This is a genomic window from Streptomyces sp. ISL-36 (assembly GCF_018614205.1).
GTDB lineage: Bacteria > Actinomycetota > Actinomycetes > Streptomycetales > Streptomycetaceae > Streptomyces.
Map to the genome: position 1 here is coordinate 1 of NZ_JAGGOS010000117.1, position 16,718 is coordinate 16,718.

General features: G+C 71.5%; 17 protein-coding genes and 2 pseudogenes. 9 read left to right on the forward strand and 10 right to left on the reverse strand.

Annotation, left to right across the window (positions count from 1 at the left end):
• Nucleotides 1-356 (forward strand): annotated as a pseudogene (locus tag J7E93_RS27775) (ABC transporter); the annotation flags it as partial.
• Between the two features lie 14 nt (nt 357-370).
• Nucleotides 371-574 (forward strand): hypothetical protein, encoded by a 204-nt coding sequence (locus J7E93_RS27780; RefSeq protein WP_215072714.1) that lies wholly within the window; start codon nt 371-373, stop codon nt 572-574.
• Between the two features lie 97 nt (nt 575-671).
• Here the strand turns inward: J7E93_RS27780 and J7E93_RS27785 are convergent, their stop codons facing one another.
• Both J7E93_RS27785 and J7E93_RS27790 read right to left on the reverse strand, forming a co-directional pair.
• A complete protein-coding gene (locus J7E93_RS27785; protein WP_215072728.1) occupies nt 672-1,586 on the reverse strand; it encodes a polysaccharide deacetylase family protein in 915 nt (304 codons plus the stop codon).
• A 47-nt stretch (nt 1,587-1,633) separates the two neighbouring features.
• Nucleotides 1,634-1,831: a hypothetical protein gene (locus J7E93_RS27790; RefSeq protein WP_215072715.1), complete on the reverse strand. Its 198-nt coding sequence runs from the start codon at nt 1,829-1,831 to the stop codon at nt 1,634-1,636.
• A 129-nt stretch (nt 1,832-1,960) separates the two neighbouring features.
• Between J7E93_RS27790 and J7E93_RS27795 the strand changes: the two genes are divergently transcribed.
• A complete protein-coding gene (locus J7E93_RS27795; RefSeq protein WP_215072716.1) occupies nt 1,961-3,544 on the forward strand; it encodes a helix-turn-helix transcriptional regulator in 1,584 nt (527 codons plus the stop codon).
• Here J7E93_RS27795 and J7E93_RS27800 read toward each other — a convergent pair.
• The 5 genes from J7E93_RS27800 to zapE all read right to left on the reverse strand — a co-directional run bounded on the left by J7E93_RS27800 (nt 3,530) and on the right by zapE (nt 9,021).
• Nucleotides 3,530-4,360, reverse strand: a complete 831-nt coding sequence (locus tag J7E93_RS27800; RefSeq protein ID WP_215072729.1) for a PPK2 family polyphosphate kinase — start codon at nt 4,358-4,360, stop codon at nt 3,530-3,532. The two genes, J7E93_RS27795 and J7E93_RS27800, sit on opposite strands and share 15 nt — an antisense overlap.
• Nucleotides 4,353-5,885 (reverse strand): nucleobase:cation symporter-2 family protein, encoded by a 1,533-nt coding sequence (locus tag J7E93_RS27805; RefSeq protein WP_215072717.1) that lies wholly within the window; start codon nt 5,883-5,885, stop codon nt 4,353-4,355. The genes J7E93_RS27800 and J7E93_RS27805 overlap by 8 nt, the downstream gene beginning before the upstream one ends.
• A 96-nt stretch (nt 5,886-5,981) precedes the next feature.
• The gene (locus tag J7E93_RS27810) at nt 5,982-7,340 is read right to left on the reverse strand and encodes an alkaline phosphatase PhoX (RefSeq protein ID WP_215072718.1); all 1,359 of its coding nucleotides are present in this window, start codon (nt 7,338-7,340) and stop codon (nt 5,982-5,984) included.
• Between the two features lie 151 nt (nt 7,341-7,491).
• Nucleotides 7,492-7,917 carry an OsmC family protein gene (locus J7E93_RS27815; RefSeq protein WP_215072719.1) on the reverse strand — a complete coding sequence of 142 codons (426 nt, stop codon included), beginning with the start codon at nt 7,915-7,917 and terminating at the stop codon, nt 7,492-7,494.
• Between the two features lie 33 nt (nt 7,918-7,950).
• Nucleotides 7,951-9,021 (reverse strand): cell division protein ZapE, encoded by a 1,071-nt coding sequence (zapE, locus tag J7E93_RS27820; RefSeq protein ID WP_215072730.1) that lies wholly within the window; start codon nt 9,019-9,021, stop codon nt 7,951-7,953.
• A gap of 78 nt (nt 9,022-9,099) precedes the next feature.
• On the opposite strand from zapE, the gene J7E93_RS27825 reads away from it, so the two are divergent.
• The 5 genes from J7E93_RS27825 to J7E93_RS27845 all read left to right on the forward strand — a co-directional run bounded on the left by J7E93_RS27825 (nt 9,100) and on the right by J7E93_RS27845 (nt 14,088).
• The gene (locus J7E93_RS27825; protein WP_215072720.1) at nt 9,100-9,879 is read left to right on the forward strand and encodes a pyrimidine reductase family protein; all 780 of its coding nucleotides are present in this window, start codon (nt 9,100-9,102) and stop codon (nt 9,877-9,879) included.
• Between the two features lie 105 nt (nt 9,880-9,984).
• Complete coding sequence (locus J7E93_RS27830; RefSeq protein ID WP_215072721.1) at nt 9,985-10,458, forward strand: indole-3-glycerol phosphate synthase; 474 nt, start codon at nt 9,985-9,987, stop codon at nt 10,456-10,458.
• Nucleotides 10,459-10,624: 166 nt separating this feature from the next.
• Nucleotides 10,625-12,061, forward strand: a complete 1,437-nt coding sequence (gene murC, locus J7E93_RS27835; protein WP_215072722.1) for a UDP-N-acetylmuramate--L-alanine ligase — start codon at nt 10,625-10,627, stop codon at nt 12,059-12,061.
• Between the two features lie 13 nt (nt 12,062-12,074).
• Complete coding sequence (msrB, locus tag J7E93_RS27840; RefSeq protein WP_215072723.1) at nt 12,075-12,482, forward strand: peptide-methionine (R)-S-oxide reductase MsrB; 408 nt, start codon at nt 12,075-12,077, stop codon at nt 12,480-12,482.
• A gap of 217 nt (nt 12,483-12,699) precedes the next feature.
• Entirely contained in the window at nt 12,700-14,088 is a 1,389-nt protein-coding gene (locus tag J7E93_RS27845; RefSeq protein WP_215072724.1) for a TerD family protein, read from the forward strand.
• Nucleotides 14,089-14,138: 50 nt separating this feature from the next.
• Here J7E93_RS27845 and J7E93_RS27850 read toward each other — a convergent pair whose 3' ends face one another.
• Together J7E93_RS27850 and J7E93_RS27855 are read right to left on the reverse strand one after the other, a co-directional pair.
• Entirely contained in the window at nt 14,139-14,378 is a 240-nt protein-coding gene (locus J7E93_RS27850) for a DUF397 domain-containing protein (protein ID WP_215072725.1), read from the reverse strand.
• Nucleotides 14,375-15,200: pseudogene (locus J7E93_RS27855) on the reverse strand (Scr1 family TA system antitoxin-like transcriptional regulator). Before J7E93_RS27855 ends, J7E93_RS27850 begins: the two are co-directional and overlap by 4 nt.
• A gap of 128 nt (nt 15,201-15,328) precedes the next feature.
• Here J7E93_RS27855 and J7E93_RS27860 point away from each other — a divergent pair.
• Complete coding sequence (locus tag J7E93_RS27860; RefSeq protein WP_215072726.1) at nt 15,329-15,775, forward strand: ATP-binding protein; 447 nt, start codon at nt 15,329-15,331, stop codon at nt 15,773-15,775.
• 15 nt (nt 15,776-15,790) lie between these two features.
• Here the strand turns inward: J7E93_RS27860 and J7E93_RS27865 are convergent.
• A partial coding sequence (locus J7E93_RS27865) for an HEXXH motif-containing putative peptide modification protein (RefSeq protein ID WP_251067191.1) occupies nt 15,791-16,718 on the reverse strand: 928 nt, incomplete at its 5' end.

Below are 16,718 nucleotides of genomic sequence, written 5' to 3' on the forward strand. Positions count from 1 at the left end.
TCGCCACCGTCCTCGCCGTCACCGCGACGACCGGCCACCGCGAGGTCGCCCCGCTCCCGGCGGCCGCGGGAGGCGTCCTGGCCGCGACCGTGTGCGTGCTCACGGGCACGGCGGTCGGGGCCCTGACCAGCCGGCCGCTGATCAGGGGCCGCGGCTGGTCCCTCACGGCCCTCCTCCTCGGCTCGCTCCTCGCCCTGGTGACGACCGGTTCCCCGGCCGCCTCCGCCGTATCGGGCCTGGTCAGCGGCGCGCACACGGGCGTAGTCCCGTACCCGTGGACCGCCTCTGCGGGGGCTCTGGCGCTGACGACGGCGGCCGTGGCCCTGGCGTGCCGGGCCACGGCCTGGCGTGAGTGAGTACGCTCGAAGACATGACCGAGGACACCTCGTACTGCGAGCCCGTGACCGTCCGGCCGGATCCCGTCGAGCCCGCCGAGCAGGGTCCCGCCGAGGGCCCCTTCGCGGCCTGCGTCCTGTGCCAGAAGCCGACCGAGTACCCCGAGTCGACCAAGGGCATCACGCTCTGCCCGGTCTGCGAATGGCAGGAGGCGCAGCGCACGGCCTGCTCGGGGTAGCCGGTCACCGACCACCGGCGCCACCGACCACCGGCGCCACCGACCGCCGGTGCCACCGACCCCCAGTGCTACTGGTAGGCGGGCACGGCCGATTCGCTCAACCGTCAGAGCTGGGGCCGGTCATCAGCTCCGACACCTTCACGAAGCGGTACCCCTTCGCCCGTAGCTCGGGCACGATGCGGCGGATCGCCTGCTCGGTCACGGGGGCGGCGCTGCGGGTGCAGTGCATGACCACGAGTGAGCCGGGCTTCACACCGTCGATGACCTGCTGGGCGACGGCCTCGCCGTCCTTCGCGAAGGCGTCGCCGCTGACGACGTCCCACTGCACCGCCGTCACCTTCGCGGGCGCCAGTGCGCGCAGCGCCTCGTCGTCGTAACAGCCGCCGGGGAACCGGAAGTACGGCACGACATTGCGCGCCCCGGCCTTGCGGAACGCGTCGAAGGCCCGCCGTACGTCGGCGGCCATGTCCGCCTTCTCCACCGTCGGCAGCCCGTAGCAGGGGGAGGCGAAGGCGTAGTGGCTGTAGGAGTGGTTGGCGATCTCGAAGCGGGGATCGGTGCCGATGGACCGGGCCTGGTCGGGATACTCCTCGGCCCAGCGGCCCGTCATGAAGACCGTCGAGTCGACCTTGAGCCGCCGCAGCGTCTCGATCAGCTGCGGATTGTCGAAGCGCTCCCCGCCCGCGGCCCGGGGGCCCTGGTCCGCCGTCATGTCGGCGTCGAAGGTGAGCGCGACGACCTTCTCGGCGCCCTGCGGACCCTGCCGACCCTGCGCACGGCGCATGTAGACCGGGGTCAGGCCCCCGGGACCCGGCGCCATGGTGGGCGGAGCCTTGCGCACGGTCGCCGGCCCTGGCGCGGCGCCGGCGCTGGGGTCCGCGGCGGGCGTGCGGCTGATGGTCGGGGTGCCCGGGCCGGCGCTCGGGCTCGTATGGCGTTCGGGGGCGGCGATGTCGGCCGCACCCCCGCCGCAGCCGACGAGGACGGCGCCCATCAGAGCAAGCGCCGCCATCTTTCGTACAGAAATGGTCACGATCGGAAGTTATCCGATCGTTCCGCTTAACGCTCCCGACTCGACAGCAGCAGGGCGCGAGTCCACGCGGTGAGCTGACGCACCATCGCCTGGGCGTGCGGGGCACGGTCGCGACGGAACGGGAGAACGAGCAGCGCCGGCACGAACGCCAGCGTCACGACGAGCAGCGGCAGGGTCGCCACCAGGACGATGAGGGCGCGCTGCGCCCAGCGGAGAGTACGCATGATCAGAGAGAGGCCTTCCGGGCTCGGTGGGTGAGGTGAACGGGCGACTTCACCCTGGGCCGGATCAGGTACGTTGCGACAGCCGCAACCTGTTGCCGACGCGGCGTCAATGTCACCGGGGGGAGCGCCATGACGGAAGTGGCCCGCGCACAGGGGAAGTCGTCGCAGATCGAGCGTGGCGAGGTGCCCGAAGTTGCGGCGCTCGGCAACGTGTTGAGGAGCCTGTTCAACAGGCTGGGCATCAGCCAGAACCAGTACGCGCACCGGGTGCACCTCGACAAGTCCGCCGTCTCCCGCTACCTCGGCGGTCAGCGGCTCGCTCCCCAGGAGTTCCTCGACAGGCTGATCGCCGAGGTCGAGGACCACCTCGGCGCCCCGCTCCAGCTGGAGGCGAAGGAGGCGATCCGCAACCAGCGTCTGGAAGCGCTGCGCGTCTGCAACCCGGCCGAGTTCGAACTGGAGAACCTCCGAGGAGAGCTGGCCCGCTCGCGCCGCGAGACCGACCGCGCCCACCGCAACATCGAGGCGCTGCACGCCCTGCTGGAGAAGAAGGAGTCCGAGGTACGCCACGCCGCTGACGACCTCACCCGGCTGCGCCTGGACTGGGGATCCTCGCAGCAGGGACTCCTGCGGGAGATCGAACAGCTGAAGAAGGACCTCCAGGACGCGGAACGCCTCCGCGCGGACGCGGAACGGCACAGCGAGGACCTGCGGGAGCACGTCCTGCGCCTGGAGGAGGAGCTGTCCCGGACCCGGCCGGCCACGGCGACGGGGGAGCTGCCGCTGGAGGCGTTCAAGGGCCAGCTGACGCGCATGTGGGAGGACGAGAGCTTCCCGGAGGCGGCCAGGGACCTGACGGAGGCGGCGTGGTCCAGGCCGCTGGACGAGGTCGTCGAACTGCTGCACTGGCTCAAGGAGCACAGCCCCGGCTCGGGGACGCCCGAGGCGCTCATCAGTGATGTGGGCCGGCTCCGTCCGGTGGAGGACCTGCTGACGTTCGCGCCGGAGGCGAGTCGGTTCCACATCGCCCAGCGCGAAGGGGGAATGGCGAGGAGTCCCTTCCTGGAGACGTGGGTCACCGTCGTCGCCTCACGCGTGACCGAACGCAACGCGGCGGTCTTCTACCAGGGAATGAACGAACCGGACGCTCCGCTGTTCGACGTCGGTGACCGCGTGCTCGCGCTGGCGGTGAGCCATGCCGCCACGGCGGCCGAGGCGGCCCGTCTGATCGGAAGCGCAGTCGCCGGTGCGCGCCCCATCGCACCGCTCTCCGCCACCGCCCGTGCGGTGGCCAGGCGCCTGAGGACGGACGAGCCCTTCCCCTTCCTCGTGGTCCTCGGACTCCTGGACGCAGGACTGGCCGGCCCAGCCCGACGCGTTCTCATGTACCTGACGTCCGCCGGTGTGCTGCCGCGACCGGACGAAGAGGACCGGCAATTCCACGCGGGCCTCGCAGGGCTGGACGCCGCGGCCCTCGACACGCTGTTCGCCTTCGTCGCCGCGTCCGGCGACGCCAGGCTGACGGGACGCTTCGCGGACCGCCTGCACCGGGGCGGGGGCGCCGAATCCGGGCTCCTCGACCAGCTCCTGCGGGAGGTGGCGTCGCGCTCCGGTCTGGAGGGCCTCCACGGAGAGACCGTGACCGGGCGGCCGTACATCTCCGACGGCCTCAGGCACCACATCAGGAGACGGCACGGCTCAGCCCGCCAGTAGCCGCTTGCGGCACTCCGCCACGTCGAAGTCACCCTCCGGGTACTGCGGATCCAGCGCCTGAAGATGCTCCAGAAGGAGCGTGCTGATCGCCCAGTTGCGGTACCACTTGCGGTCCGCCGGGACCACGTACCAGGGCGCCTCGTCGGCCGAGCAGCGTTCGAGGGCGATCTCGTACGCCTGCTGGTACGCGGGCCACAGCTTCCGCTCCTCGATGTCGCCCGGGTCGAACTTCCAGTGCTTCTCCGGGTTGTCGAGCCGCTCCAGGAGACGGTCCCGCTGCTCCTCGTACGAGAGGTGCAGGAAGACCTTGACGATCGTCACGCCGTCGTCCGCGAGGGACTCCTCGAAGCGGTTGATCTGGCCGTAGCGCCGGCCGAGGTCGCGGTGCGGGACCAGTTCCCTGACCCGGGCGACGAGCACGTCCTCGTAGTGCGAGCGGTCGAAGATGCCGATCTCGCCCGGCACCGGCAGCGCCCGGTTGATCCGCCAGAGGAAGGGGTGGCTCCGCTCCTGCGCCGTCGGTGCCTTGAAGGCACGGACCCGGCAGCCGGCGGGGTTGAAGAGGCCGATCACATGCTTGACGGTGCCGCCCTTGCCGCTGGTGTCCATGCCCTGGAGGATCAGCAGCAGCCGGCGGCGGTCGCCGGCCGTGCTCGCCGCGTACAGCCGCTCCTGCAGCTCGGCGAGGCGCGGGGCCAGCCCGCTCATGGCCTCGATCCCGGCCGCCTTGTCGGCGGGGCCGGCCGGGATGCGGGAGGTGCTGTACGAGGAGAGGTCGACGGGCTCGCCGACGGGCACGCGCAGCAGGTCACGCAGGGCCGCGGGCGGCTCCGGAACCGGCTTCCTCGTCCTGGTGCTCGATGTGCCGTCCTCGCCCGTGCTCCGGTCCGTGCTCCGGTCCTTGGTCCGGTCCTTGGTCCGGTCCTTGTCCTCGTCCTTGTCCCTGCCCCTGGCCTTGTCCTTCTTGGTCACCGCGCGCCCCTTCCCGTCCGTCCCGGACCTCCTTTCGATCCTGCGACGGAACCTCCGGGTCCGCGACCGAGGGCGCCCGGCCCGTGTGGTGGAAGAGCAGGTTCAGCAGGAAGGCCGCGAGCGCCGCGCTGGTGATGCCGCTGCCCAGGATGATCCGCGACCAGGCAGGGAAGCCGTCGTAGATTCCGTCCGCGACCTCCGGGAGCAGTCCCACGCCGAGCGCGATCGCCGCGATCGTCAGGTTGTGGCCCCGGTCCAGATCGACCCGCCGCAGCGTGTTGACGCCGACCATCGTGACCGTGGCGAACAGGACCAGGCCCGCGGCTCCCACCACCGGCCCCGGCAGGGCGGCGACCAGGGCGCCCAGGCGGGGGACCAGGCCGAGCGCGACGAGGATGCCGCCCGCGACGGCGGTGACGTACCGGCTGGCGACCTTCGTGATGCCGATCAGGCCCACGTTCTGGGTGAAGACCGTGTCCATGAAGGAGTTCATCGCACCGCCGAGGACGCCCGAGACGCCGTCGGCGGCCAGGCCCCGGGCCAGGTCCTTGTCGGTGACCGGTCGGCCGGTGGCCTCGCCGACGGCGAGCATCGAGGCAGTCGACTCGGTGAAGATCACCAGCATCACCACGCACATCGCGATGACGGCGGTCGGCGGGAACTGCGGCGCCCCGAAGTGGAACGGCGCGGCCAGGCCCAGCCAGTCGGTCCCGGACACCCCCGAGAAGTCCGTCAGCCCCATCGGTACGGCGGCCAGCGTGCCGAGCACCAACGCCAGGAGGATCCCGATCTGACCGAGGAACCCGCGGGTGAAGCGGGCGAACAGCACGAGGAAGACCAGGACCCCGGCCGCCAGCGCCAGGCGCTCGCCGGACGCGTGGTCGGCCGCCTCCGGGTCGTTGCCCGTGATCAGCCCGGCCGCCACCCCGATCAGCGAAAGACCGACGACCGTGATGACCGTGCCGCTCACCAGCGGCGGGAAGAACCGCACCAGGCGCGCGAACGGCACCGCCACCAGCAGACCGAAGAGCCCGGCGGCGAGCATGGAGCCGTACACCGCCTGCAGGCCGTACTCCTGCTCGACGAGGATCATCGGGGTCACGCCCGCGAAGGTCGCGCCCGTGACGATCGGCAGGCGGACACCGAGGATCCTCCCCACGCCGAGGCTCTGGACGAGCGTCACCAGACCGGCCACCAGCAGGTCGGCGTTGATGAGCAGTGCGATCGTCGCCGGATCCAGACCGGCCGCACCACCGAAGACCAGCGGAACGGTGACGCAGCCGGTGTACATGATGAGGACGTGCTGCGCCCCGAGGGCCGCGAGCCGTCCGAACGCGGGACGTCGGTCGACAGGATGGATGCTGGTCATGCGCGCGGGTCCTCCGAGGGCGTACGTGCGTGCGGCGGACCTGCATTGACGCAAGAGATCGTTTTCGGCGGGTTGCCGATCCGTTACGGGCCTACGTCAGCACCACGGGCCGGTCACCGCGAACGTGGTCCCCGGCGTGTAGCAGTTGACGTACATGGTCTGCCCGTCGGGCGAGAACGTGACGCCGGCGAACTCGCCCCATTCGGGGGCGTCGGGCGTGCCGATGTTCTGCGCGCCCCGCGCCACCGCGTACACCTCGCCCTTCCGGCTGAGTCCGTAGACGTGCTGCGCGCCGTCGCCGTCCTCGCAGACCATCAGGCCGCCGCTGGGCGCGAGGCAGATGTTGTCCGGCGACTCGCCCGGCAGCTGGATGTCGGTGCTCGGGCCGAAGACGACGACGAGCGTGAGCCGGCGGCGGTGCGGCTCGTACTTCCAGACCTGGCCGAAGTGGGTGCCGGCGGAGCCGTCCTTGGCGCGGGCGAAGCTGGAGACGAAGTAGACCGCGCGGCCGCCCCAGTAGCAGCCCTCCAGCTTCTGCGCGTGCGTGATGCCCTTCGGCCCGAAGTCCTGAAGCCTGATGGGGGTCTCGGCCGCCTGCGGGTCCGGTACGGGCACCCACTCGACGCCGTCGAAGCTCGCGCCGGTCTCCTGGATCACGGAGAGGTCGGGCACGCCCGGCACCCGCATGGCCTCCAGGGCGCCGCCCGCGCGCAGCGAACCGTGTCCGCCCAGCGGCTTGTGGGGGAGGAAGCGGTAGAAGAGCCCGAAGGGCTTCTCGAAGGCGTCCTCCGTCTCGTACACGATCCCGCTGTGCGGGTCGATGGCGATGGCCTCGTGCTGGAAGCGCCCCATGGCGGTGAGCGGTACCGCCCCGGTGCGGTGCGGGTCGGCGCCGTCCACCTCGAAGATGAAGCCGTGGTCCTTGGTGTAGCCGTTGGTGCCGGCCCTGTCCTCGGTCTCCTCGCACGTGAGCCAGGTGCCCCAGGGGGTCGGTCCGCCCGCGCAGTTGACGGCGGTGCCCGCGATGGCGACGCGCTCGCCGAGGACGTTGTTGCGGCCGTCGAGTTCGAGCGCCGTACAGCCGCCCTTGGCGGCGGGGTCGTACGTCAGTCCCTCGACGGTCGGCACGCCGATCTTGCCGGTGACCCGGTTCTCGTGGTTGCGGACCAGGTGCACCCGGCCGCGGCGCCCGGCGAAGGCGCCCATGCCGTCGTGGTTGCTGGGGACCAGGCCCTCGCCGGAGCGGAGCGGGTCGCCCTGGCGGGAGAGGACCTTGTAGCGGAAGCCCGCGGGGAGGTCGAGGAGCCCGGCGGGGTCGGCGACGAGCGGTCCGTAACCGGCGCCGCCGCTCGCGGCGGCACTACCGGCGAAGAGTTCGGAGAAGGCGCCCGCGAAGGCGATCCCGGCGACGGACGCGCCGGTGCGGGAGAGGATCTGACGTCGTGTTGCGGACATGAGGCAACAGCCCACTTCCTGTTGGCGGACAGGGGTGTGACCGAAATACGTGACGTGGACGTGTCACGTATGACGTGTGGCCCGCATGTGTATCACGCGATGTGGTGACACGTGAACCATGCGGGCCACAACGGTCTTATATGACGAACAGTCAGGCCAGTTCGGCGGTGAGCGTGATCGTCGTGCCTGTGAGCGCCTGGCTCACCGGGCAGTTCTTCTTGGCGTCCTCGGCGAGCGCCTGGAACTCGTCCGCGTCCAGGCCGGGGACCTCGCCGCGGACGGTGATGTGGCTGCCCGTGATGCCCTCGCCGGGCACGAAGGTGACGGCGGCCTTGGTCTCCAGGCGGGTCGGCGGGTTGCCGGCCTTGGCCAGGATGTTGGAGAACGCCATCGAGAAGCAGGAGGAGTGCGCGGCGGCGATCAGCTCTTCGGGGCTGGTCCTGCCGTTCGGCTCCTCGGTGCGCGCGGGCCAGGACACCGGGTAGGTGCCGATGCCGGAGGAGTCGAGGGTGACCTCGCCGTTGCCCTTGAGGAGGTCACCCTCCCAGACGGTGTGGGCGTGACGCGTGGCGGCCATGGTGAATCCCTTTCGATCGGGTATGGCCCCAACCTACTGCTCGACCAGACCCTTTGCGTCGCGAGCCAGCGCGGTGAGCCGGGAGATCGCCCGGAAGTACTTCTTCCGGTACCCGCCCTTCAGCATCTCTTCACTGAACAGCCGGTCGAAGGGGAGGCCGGAGGCCAGCACCGGGACCTCCCGGTCGTACAGACGGTCGGCGAGGACGACGAGCCGCAGCGCGGTCGACTGGTCCGGGACCGGGCGCACGTCGGTGAGGCAGACCGCGGTCAGTCCGTCGGTGAGCGCGCCGTACCGGCTGGGGTGGACCCTGGCCAGGTGGTCGAGCAGGTGCGGGAAGTCGTCGAGGGAGGCGCCCGGGGTCGCGTACGCGGCCTTCGTCACCTGTTCGTCGGAGAACGGGGCGGGCGCTTCGGGCAGTCCCCGGTGGCGGTAGTCCTCGCCGTCGATCCGCAGCGGGCGGAAGTGGGCGGACAGCCCCTGGATCTCCCGCAGGAAGTCGGCGGCGGCGAAGCGGCCCTCGCCGAGCTTGCCCGGCAGCGTGTTGGAGGTGGCGGCCAGCGCGACACCCTCCTCGACGAGCCTGCTGAGCAGGGAGGAGACGAGGACGGTGTCGCCCGGGTCGTCCAGCTCGAATTCGTCGATGCAGAGCAGCCGGTGCCCGCTGAGGGTCTTCACGGTCTGCTGGAAGCCGAGCGCGCCGACGAGGTTGGTCAGCTCCACGAAGGTACCGAAGGCCTTGAGGGCCGGCTCGGCGGGCGTGGCGTGCCAGAGGGAGGCGAGCAGGTGGGTCTTGCCGACGCCGTAGCCGCCGTCCAGGTAGACACCGCGCGGGCCGGTGGGCGCGGCCGGCTTCCGGGCGAACCAGCGGCGCTTGCCGGAGCCGGTGGCGTGGGCGCCGCCCAGCCCCTCGGCGAAGCCGCCGAGGATCTTGACGGCGTCGATCTGGCTCGGCTGGTTCGGGTCCGGTATGTACGTGTCGAAACGTACGGAGTCGAAGCGTGGTGGCGGCACCATCTCCGCGACGAGCCGGTCCGCGGGGACATGCGGCTCCCGGGCGCAGAGGGACACCGGGGCGGCTCCGACGGAGTCCGCTTCGGTTATGGCGCGCGAGGCGCGAGGGGCGTGGGAGGCACGGGTCGACACAGTTCCCCACTGTAAGCGCCGTGTCAGACTGCGAGGATGCGACGCCTGCTCCCTGTGACGGACATGACAGCCGACGACCCCACCGCCGGGGACCGCGAGTGGTCCCTCGACGAGCTGGCCGACGCCTACGCGTACCCGGCCCTGCCTCCGGGCGGGGTCTGGCTGCGGGCCAACATGGTCTCCTCCCTCGACGGCGCCGGACAGCACGACGGCCGCTCCCAGCCGCTCTCCTCCGACACCGACATGCGGATCTTCGGCACGCTTCGCGGCTTGGCCGACGTGGTCGTCGTCGGCGCCGAGACGGTACGTCTGGAGGGGTACCGCCCCGCCCGCGCCCGCGAGGCCTTCGCCGCGCGGCGGGAGGCCGCCGGGCAGGGTCCCGCGCCGGCGATCGCCGTGGTGAGCGCCTCGCTGCAGCTGGACTTCTCACTGCCCCTGTTCACGAGTCCGCTGGTCCCCACCCTGATCCTGACCGGAGCCGCGGCGTCCGCCGAGCGGGTGATGGCGGCCGAGAAGGCGGGCGCCGAGGTGGTGATCGCGGGCGACGGGCCCGGGGTGGACCCGGCCCGGGCCGTGGCGGCGCTCGCGCAGCGGGGCATGCGGCGGCAGCTGACCGAGGGCGGCCCCCGGCTGCTCGGTCAGTTCGTGGCCGCCGGAGTGCTCGACGAGCTGTGTCTGACGGTCTCGCCCACGATGACGGCGGGCACCGCCCAGCGGATCGCGGGAGGCCCCTCGGTGGCCGTCCCGAAGCGGTTCTCCGTGACGTCGGTGCTGGAGGAGGCCGGGTTCCTTTTCACCCGCTACGGTCGGATCTGACACGAGGCGGAATTTGCCGTTCCGCTTAGCTTCCGCTGGGCACACTTACCCTGCAGTCCCCGTCCGGGCACGGGGAAGGATGGTTTCCGCAGAAGGGCTCCTGAGGTGTTCACAAGCGTTTTGATGATCGAGAAGCCCCTGACGTCCGTCGACGTGGAATTCGTCACCACCCTGCACGGCGACGAGGGCGTGTCCTTCATCGTGCTGATGCAGCCGCGTGGTGACCAGGCCGATGTACTGCTGCGTGCCATCGACGACGTCGCCATGGGCGAACTCAAGGAAGCCGCCCGCGAGGGCGAGGAACCGGAGGGGAAGGCGGCGCGGATCCCCGCGGAGCAGGCCCTGGAGCACTCGCTCCAGGCCCTGCGCGATGCCGGCTGCGAAGCGGTCGGACAGGTGGTCGAGGACCACCCCCTGAACAAGATGAAGGCCGTGGTCGAGGAGTCGGACGCCGACGAGGTGATCGTGCTGACGGCTCCGCACTATGTGGAGGAGTTCTTCCACCGCGACTGGGCGTCGCGGGCGCGCCACAAGGTGGGCGTACCGGTCCTGAAGCTCTTCGCGCACAGCATCGAGTAGCACGGCGGCGTGGGCCGCCCGGGGCACGGCGCCCGGGGCGGCCCACGCGAGCTACTAGGCTGGGGGCGTCCAGTGCCGGGGCCTCCGGTACGACGCACACGACGCACCGGCGTCCACGCAGCACCGACGTACACGACGTACACGACGCACCCGGGGAGAACCTCGCATGGCACCCGCCATCCCTGCCGCCGCTGTCCCTGCCGCCATGGAACGGCCGCACTTCATCGGCATCGGCGGTGCCGGGATGTCTGGCATCGCGAAGATCCTCGCCCAGCGCGGGGCGAAGGTGGCCGGAAGCGACGCGAAGGACTCCGCGACCGCGCAGGCCCTGCGCGCGCTCGGCGCCACCGTGCACATCGGACACGCCGCCCACCACCTGGCCGACGACGCCACCGCCGTGGTCGTCTCCAGCGCCATCCGCGCCGACAACCCGGAGCTGGCCCGCGCCGCGGAGCTCTCCATCCCGGTCGTCCACCGCTCCGACGCGCTCGCCTCCCTCATGGACGGGCTGCGCGCGATCGCGGTCGCCGGTACGCACGGCAAGACCACGACCACCTCCATGCTGGCCGTCGCGCTCACCGAGCTCGGCCTCGACCCCTCGTACGCCATCGGCGGAGACCTCGCGGGCCCCGGCACCAACGCCCATCACGGCGAGGGCCAGGTCTTCGTCGCCGAGGCGGACGAAAGCGACCGCAGCTTCCAGAAGTACGACCCCGAGGTCGCGATCGTCCTCAACGTCGAGCTGGACCACCACGCGAACTACGCGTCGATGGACGAGATCTACGAGTCCTTCCAGGCCTTCGTCGCCAAGATCCGCCCCGGTGGCACCCTCGTCGTCGGCGAGCACTCCGGCGCCCGCGAGCTCGCCGCCCGAGTCGCCGGCCGCGCCGACCTCACCGTGATCACCGTCGGCGAGACCGAGGGCTCCGACGCGTGGATCCGCTCGATCACCCCGCACGGCATGACCAGCGCGGTCACGGTCGTCCTCGACGGCGTCGAGCACACCTTCACCGTCTCGGTCCCCGGCCGCCACTACGCCCACAACGCCGCCGCGGCCCTCGCCGCCGGCGCCCGCGTGGGCATCGACCCGGCGGCACTGGCCCAGGCCCTCACCGCGTACACCGGCGTCGGCCGCCGCCTCCAGCTCAAGGGCGAGGCCGCGGGCGTCCAGGTCATCGACTCGTACGCCCACCACCCCACCGAGATGACCGCCGACCTGGAGGCCATGCGCGGCGCCGCTGCGGGCACCTCCCATGCCGAAGGCCACGGGGCAGGCTCGCGCCTGCTGGTCGTGTTCCAGCCGCACCTCTTCTCCCGTACCCAGGAGCTGGGCAAGGAGATGGGCGACGCCCTGGCCCTCGCCGACGCCTCGGTCGTCCTCGACATCTACCCGGCCCGCGAGGACCCGATCCCCGGCATCACGAGCGACCTGATCATCACGGCGGCCCGCGCGGCCGGCGCCGACGTGACGGCCGTCCACGACAAGGGAGCCGTCCCGGACGTGATCGCGGGAATGGCCAAGCCCGGCGATCTCGTTCTCACGATGGGCGCGGGCGACGTCACGGACCTCGGCCCGCAGATCCTCGCCCACCTGTCGAAGTAGAGGGAGTGAGCCGATGTCGTACGACGTCGAGAAGCCGGACGAGCAGTGGCGCGCGGAGCTGACCCCGGCGGAGTACCAGGTGCTGCGCCAGGCGGGCACGGAGCCGGCCTTCCGGGGTGAGTACACCGACACCACGACCAAGGGCGTCTACTCCTGCCGGGCGTGCGGCGCGGAGCTCTTCACCTCGACGGAGAAGTTCGAGTCGCACTGCGGCTGGCCGTCCTTCTACGACCCCAAGGACTCCGAGGCCGTCGAACTGATCGAGGACCGGTCCCACGGCATGGTCCGCACCGAGGTCCGCTGCGCGCGCTGCGGCTCGCACCTCGGCCATGTCTTCGAGGGCGAGGGCTACCCGACCCCGACGGACCAGCGGTACTGCATCAACTCGATCTCGCTGCGCCTGACGCCCGAGTCGCGGTAGCGGCCGGCCGGCCTGCGCCAACGAAGTGGCGTTGAGCCGCAGATCGCGACCCCCTCCGGTTGGCTGCCGCTGCCCGTGTGCACAGGGCCGTGGAACTCCCCACCGCTGATCTCGGTGTGGACCGAGTGTGCGCGGTCAGCCGGAGCCGGATGCCGTGGCTTGCCTCATGGCCCCGACGGCCGGAAGATCGATGAGCGATCGATTCCGGGGAGGGAAAATGATCAAGGGAGGCAACGCCTTCGTTCCGACGGTGCCGTTGCGGATCGCCGTGCGGAACGGGGTGGATGCCACGGCGCTGCTGCTGACGGAGCACGGCCGCGTCCGGGGGGACGGCGACATCGTGTTCCACGGCGCGCCGGTCCATCCGTCCGGCGCCGTACGGCTGCTCGGCACCGAGGGCGGCACGGTGTGGCTGGAGGCCGGCCTCACCGCGATCGAGGCGGACATCGCCCGCGTCCTCGTGGTCGGATCGACGGAGAGCGGCGCGATGCGGGACGTGCACGGGCTGTCCGTGGAAGCCTTCGCGCCGGACGGCACGTCGGTCGCGCGGTACGACGTCACCGACGCCGGCGGGGAGACGGCGATGGTACTGGCGGAGCTGTACCGGCGGGCGGGGGGCTGGAAGTTCCGCGCGGTGGGCCAGGGTTACGTCAACGGGCTCGCCGGCCTGGCGACGGACCACGGTGTGGACGTGGCCGAGGACGCCCCGGCCCCGACCCCGGTTCCGGCCCCCGTCCCCTTCCAGGCACCGGCTCCGGTTCCGCCCCCCGTCACTTTCCAGGCACCGCCCCCGTCCCCCGGCCCGGTCCCGTTCCAGGCGCCGCCGGCGGTCCCGGCGCCGGGGTTCGCCCCGCCGCCCGCCCCGGCGCCCGCGCCTCCGGTGGCGGTTCCCTCGCCCACGCCGGAGCCGAGCGTGGGGCAGGCGAACGTGCCCTGGATGTTCGGCCCCGTCTTCGAGCCGTACACGCAGACCGGCCGGGACAACGACGTCATCACCGTGGACGGGCTCCCGCCGGGGCCGGTCATCGTCGATCTCTCCGTCCGGGGCGACGGCTACACCGGCCTGTGGCCCCTCACCCGCTTCAACAAGGAGGGCGACACCCTCGTCAACAGCACCGAGGACGACTTCCGGGGCCGGGTGCTCACCGTCGTCCCCGGAAGTGGCCGCCTGCGTCTGCAGTTGAAGGCGGACGGCCCCTGGCAGCTCCAGGTGCTGCCGCTCGCCACGGCGACGGTCCTGACGGAGGAACAGGTGGAAAGCCGCGGCCCCGACGTCCTGCTGCACACCGGGGGAGTCGCCGACCTGGCGATCCACTACAAAGGCGACGACAACCTCATCGTCAACCTCTACGAGCTGGCGGGGCACGACGACCACGCGAGCCTGCCCACGGACGACAATGTCGTCAACGAGATCGGCAAGCGGCGGGAGACCGTTCCGCTGCCGGAGGGCCCGCTCATCGTTCACATGGAGATGGCGGACGGCCCGTGGCGGGCCCAGCTGAAGCGGGTGCAGCCCCACAGCGCGCCGCAGAACGCCGGCGGCGGCCTGGCCGAGGTGACAGACATCCGCAGCGCCCAGGGCAAGTCGTGGTGGGGTAGGCGCTGACCGTCCGCCTGCCGCTCCCGCCGTGACGAACGGCGGGAGCGGGGGGCAGGTCAGGCGTGCGTCGTGTAGGCGACGAAGTCTGCCCAGGCGGTGGGCGGGAGGGCGAGTTGGGGGCCCTCGGGGTTCTTGGAGTCCCGGACGTGGACGGTGGTGGGGCAGGTGGCGACCTCGACGCAGTCGCCGTCACCGCTGCTGCTGTAGCTGGACTTGTGCCAGGAGAGGGCCACTTCGACGCAGTCGCCGCCGCTGCTGTAGCTGCTCTTGAACCAGGCCAGGTCTGTGGTGCTCATGTCGCTCCTCGCATCTCCCGCAACAGGCTCTGGGAGTCTTCCAGGGTAAGAGCCTGTGAGCGCATCCTGGCATACCGCATCTTGAGGATGCCGACCTCTTTCGCGTCGGCGAAGAGCAGTCCGGAGCGCTGCCCCTCTCCGTACCCGAACCAGCGGTTGTCCGGCGTCTCCAGTAATTGCATGGGCCCGTCGAACCCCGCGTGGTGCCCCCGACTCTGCGACATCACCTGGATCTCGATGTTGCGCCGCTGAGACATGTGCAGGATGTGCTCGATCTGCGCTCGGTGGGTCTCGGGTCCGCCAGTCGGCTTCCGCAGCACATGCTCCTCGATGATGAAGCTGTAGGCAGTGTTGGGCCGGCAGGTCAGCAGTTCCTGCCGCTCCCGGCGGGCGACAAGTTGCTCCTCGATCTGGTCGTCGCCCATGGGCGGCAATTGCTCCTCGAACAACGTCCGCGCGTACGGCTCGATCTGGAGCAGACCCGGGATCAGCCGGTTCTCGTACGTGGAGAGGCACAGCGCCTCCACCTCCAGCTTGGCCCACTTCTGGAACCAACTCGCCAGTCCCGGCTGCCTCGCCACGTGCTTCGCCGCCGCCCTGATCACGCCGAAGGCGTCCAGTACCTCCTCCGCCCGCTCCACGAACTCGGCCGACGGAAAACGCCGGCCCTGCTCGATGGAAGCCACCGTCTGCACTGAAATACCGCACCCGCCGGGCGAACTCCTCCTGCGTGAGTCTCGCCCGCTTCCGGAAGGTCTTGACGACCTCTCCGAAGGTCTTCAGGCTGTCCGAGATCTCGGGTTCCGCATTGCCGTCCGTCATCACGTGCACCTCCACCGGAAATGGTCACGGCCCGTAACGGCTACTGTCCACCCTCCGCACTCGTACGCTCACCCAGCGTACGAGTTCCTGACCTGGTAACCGGCCCCGGTCGTCGCCACATTGGCCCCATGACCACCCCTCAGACCCGCGAAGAACCCGTCACCGTACGTGTGTTCACCCACGTCTTCACCCAGCGCTTCAGCTCGACCCCGCGCGGCGCCCGCCTGGCCCGGCGGCTCGCTCTGCTCCAGCTCGACCGTTGGGACATCCCGCACGGCACCGCCCTCTCCGACACGGCCGCCCTCCTCGTCGCCGAGCTGGCCGCCAACGCCGTCACCCACGGGCGCGTGCCCGGCCGGGACTTCGAGCTCTCGCTCTCGTACGCCCCCGGCCTTCTCCTCCGCGTCGACGTCACCGACACCCGCAGCGAGGGCCGCCCGCGCCTGGCGCCCGTTCTGCCCTTTGCCGAGACGGGCCGCGGTCTCCTCCTCGTCGAGGCGGTCGCCACCCGTTGGGCCGTGCTCGAGCGCGTACCGGTCGGGAAGACCGTGCGGGCCGAGCTGGACCTGGCGTGATCCCGGCCCGTCTCCTCAGACGGGCAGCGCCGACGCGCTTCCCCTGGCGTCGTTCCAGGCCGACCGGTGGGCCCGGGCCGCTGTTTCCGCGTGGCGCACGGCCGTTCGCGGGAGCGGGACGCGGCACAGGGCGTCGAGGGATGTCAGCATCCGCTCGGCGAAGCGGTGGCCGAGGGGTGTGAGGCGGCCGGAGTCCAGGAGGACGACGGTCGCCTCGCGGGTCGCCGAGCGCCAGCGGGCGAAGCGGGTCTGGGCGGCGGCGCGCAGGGCGGGGTCCGGCTCCGTCTCGCTGCGACGCCCCCAGAACCGGGCCACCCCCAGGTGCGCGTACGCCCCGTGGAACAGGCCGAGGAGGGGGCGTGGGTCCGGGCGCCAGGGGGCGTAGAACAGTTCCTCGCCGCCCGCTTCGAACAGGTCGAAGAGGTGGAGCAGGGCCGCGAACTTGTTGTGCTGCATCTCGTGCGCCATCGTCGCCGCGAACACGTCCGCGCCCTGCGGCAGCGACATCGCCATGCAGCCGAAGGTCTCGGCGCTGCTGCCGCTGACGTTGCCGCGGCCGGGGCCGTTCAACGGCACGAGGAGCCGGGGGCCGGCGGAGAGTTCCGCGTAGACCTCCGGATGGTCGGCGCGCAGCATCCCGCTGGCGCCTCGCGCCCCGGACGCCCAGGGGCGTACCTCGTCCGTGTCGAGGTCGTCGGGGCGCCCCGACGCGCTCGGGAAGGACGGCGGGTCCAGGGCGTCGAGCAGCAGGGGCGCGCCGGTGGCCAGCGTGGTCAGCAGGTGCGGGCCACGCCAGCGGTCGCCGTGCCGGTACGGGTCCGTCGGCACCGTCACCGGGGCCGAACCGGGGGCGGTCAGGCGCGCTCGGCCGTCGGCGCCGACGCGCAGCTCGACGTGGTCGCCGGGGCGGGCGCCGGGAAAGTGGGCCCGGCCGAGCGACGGC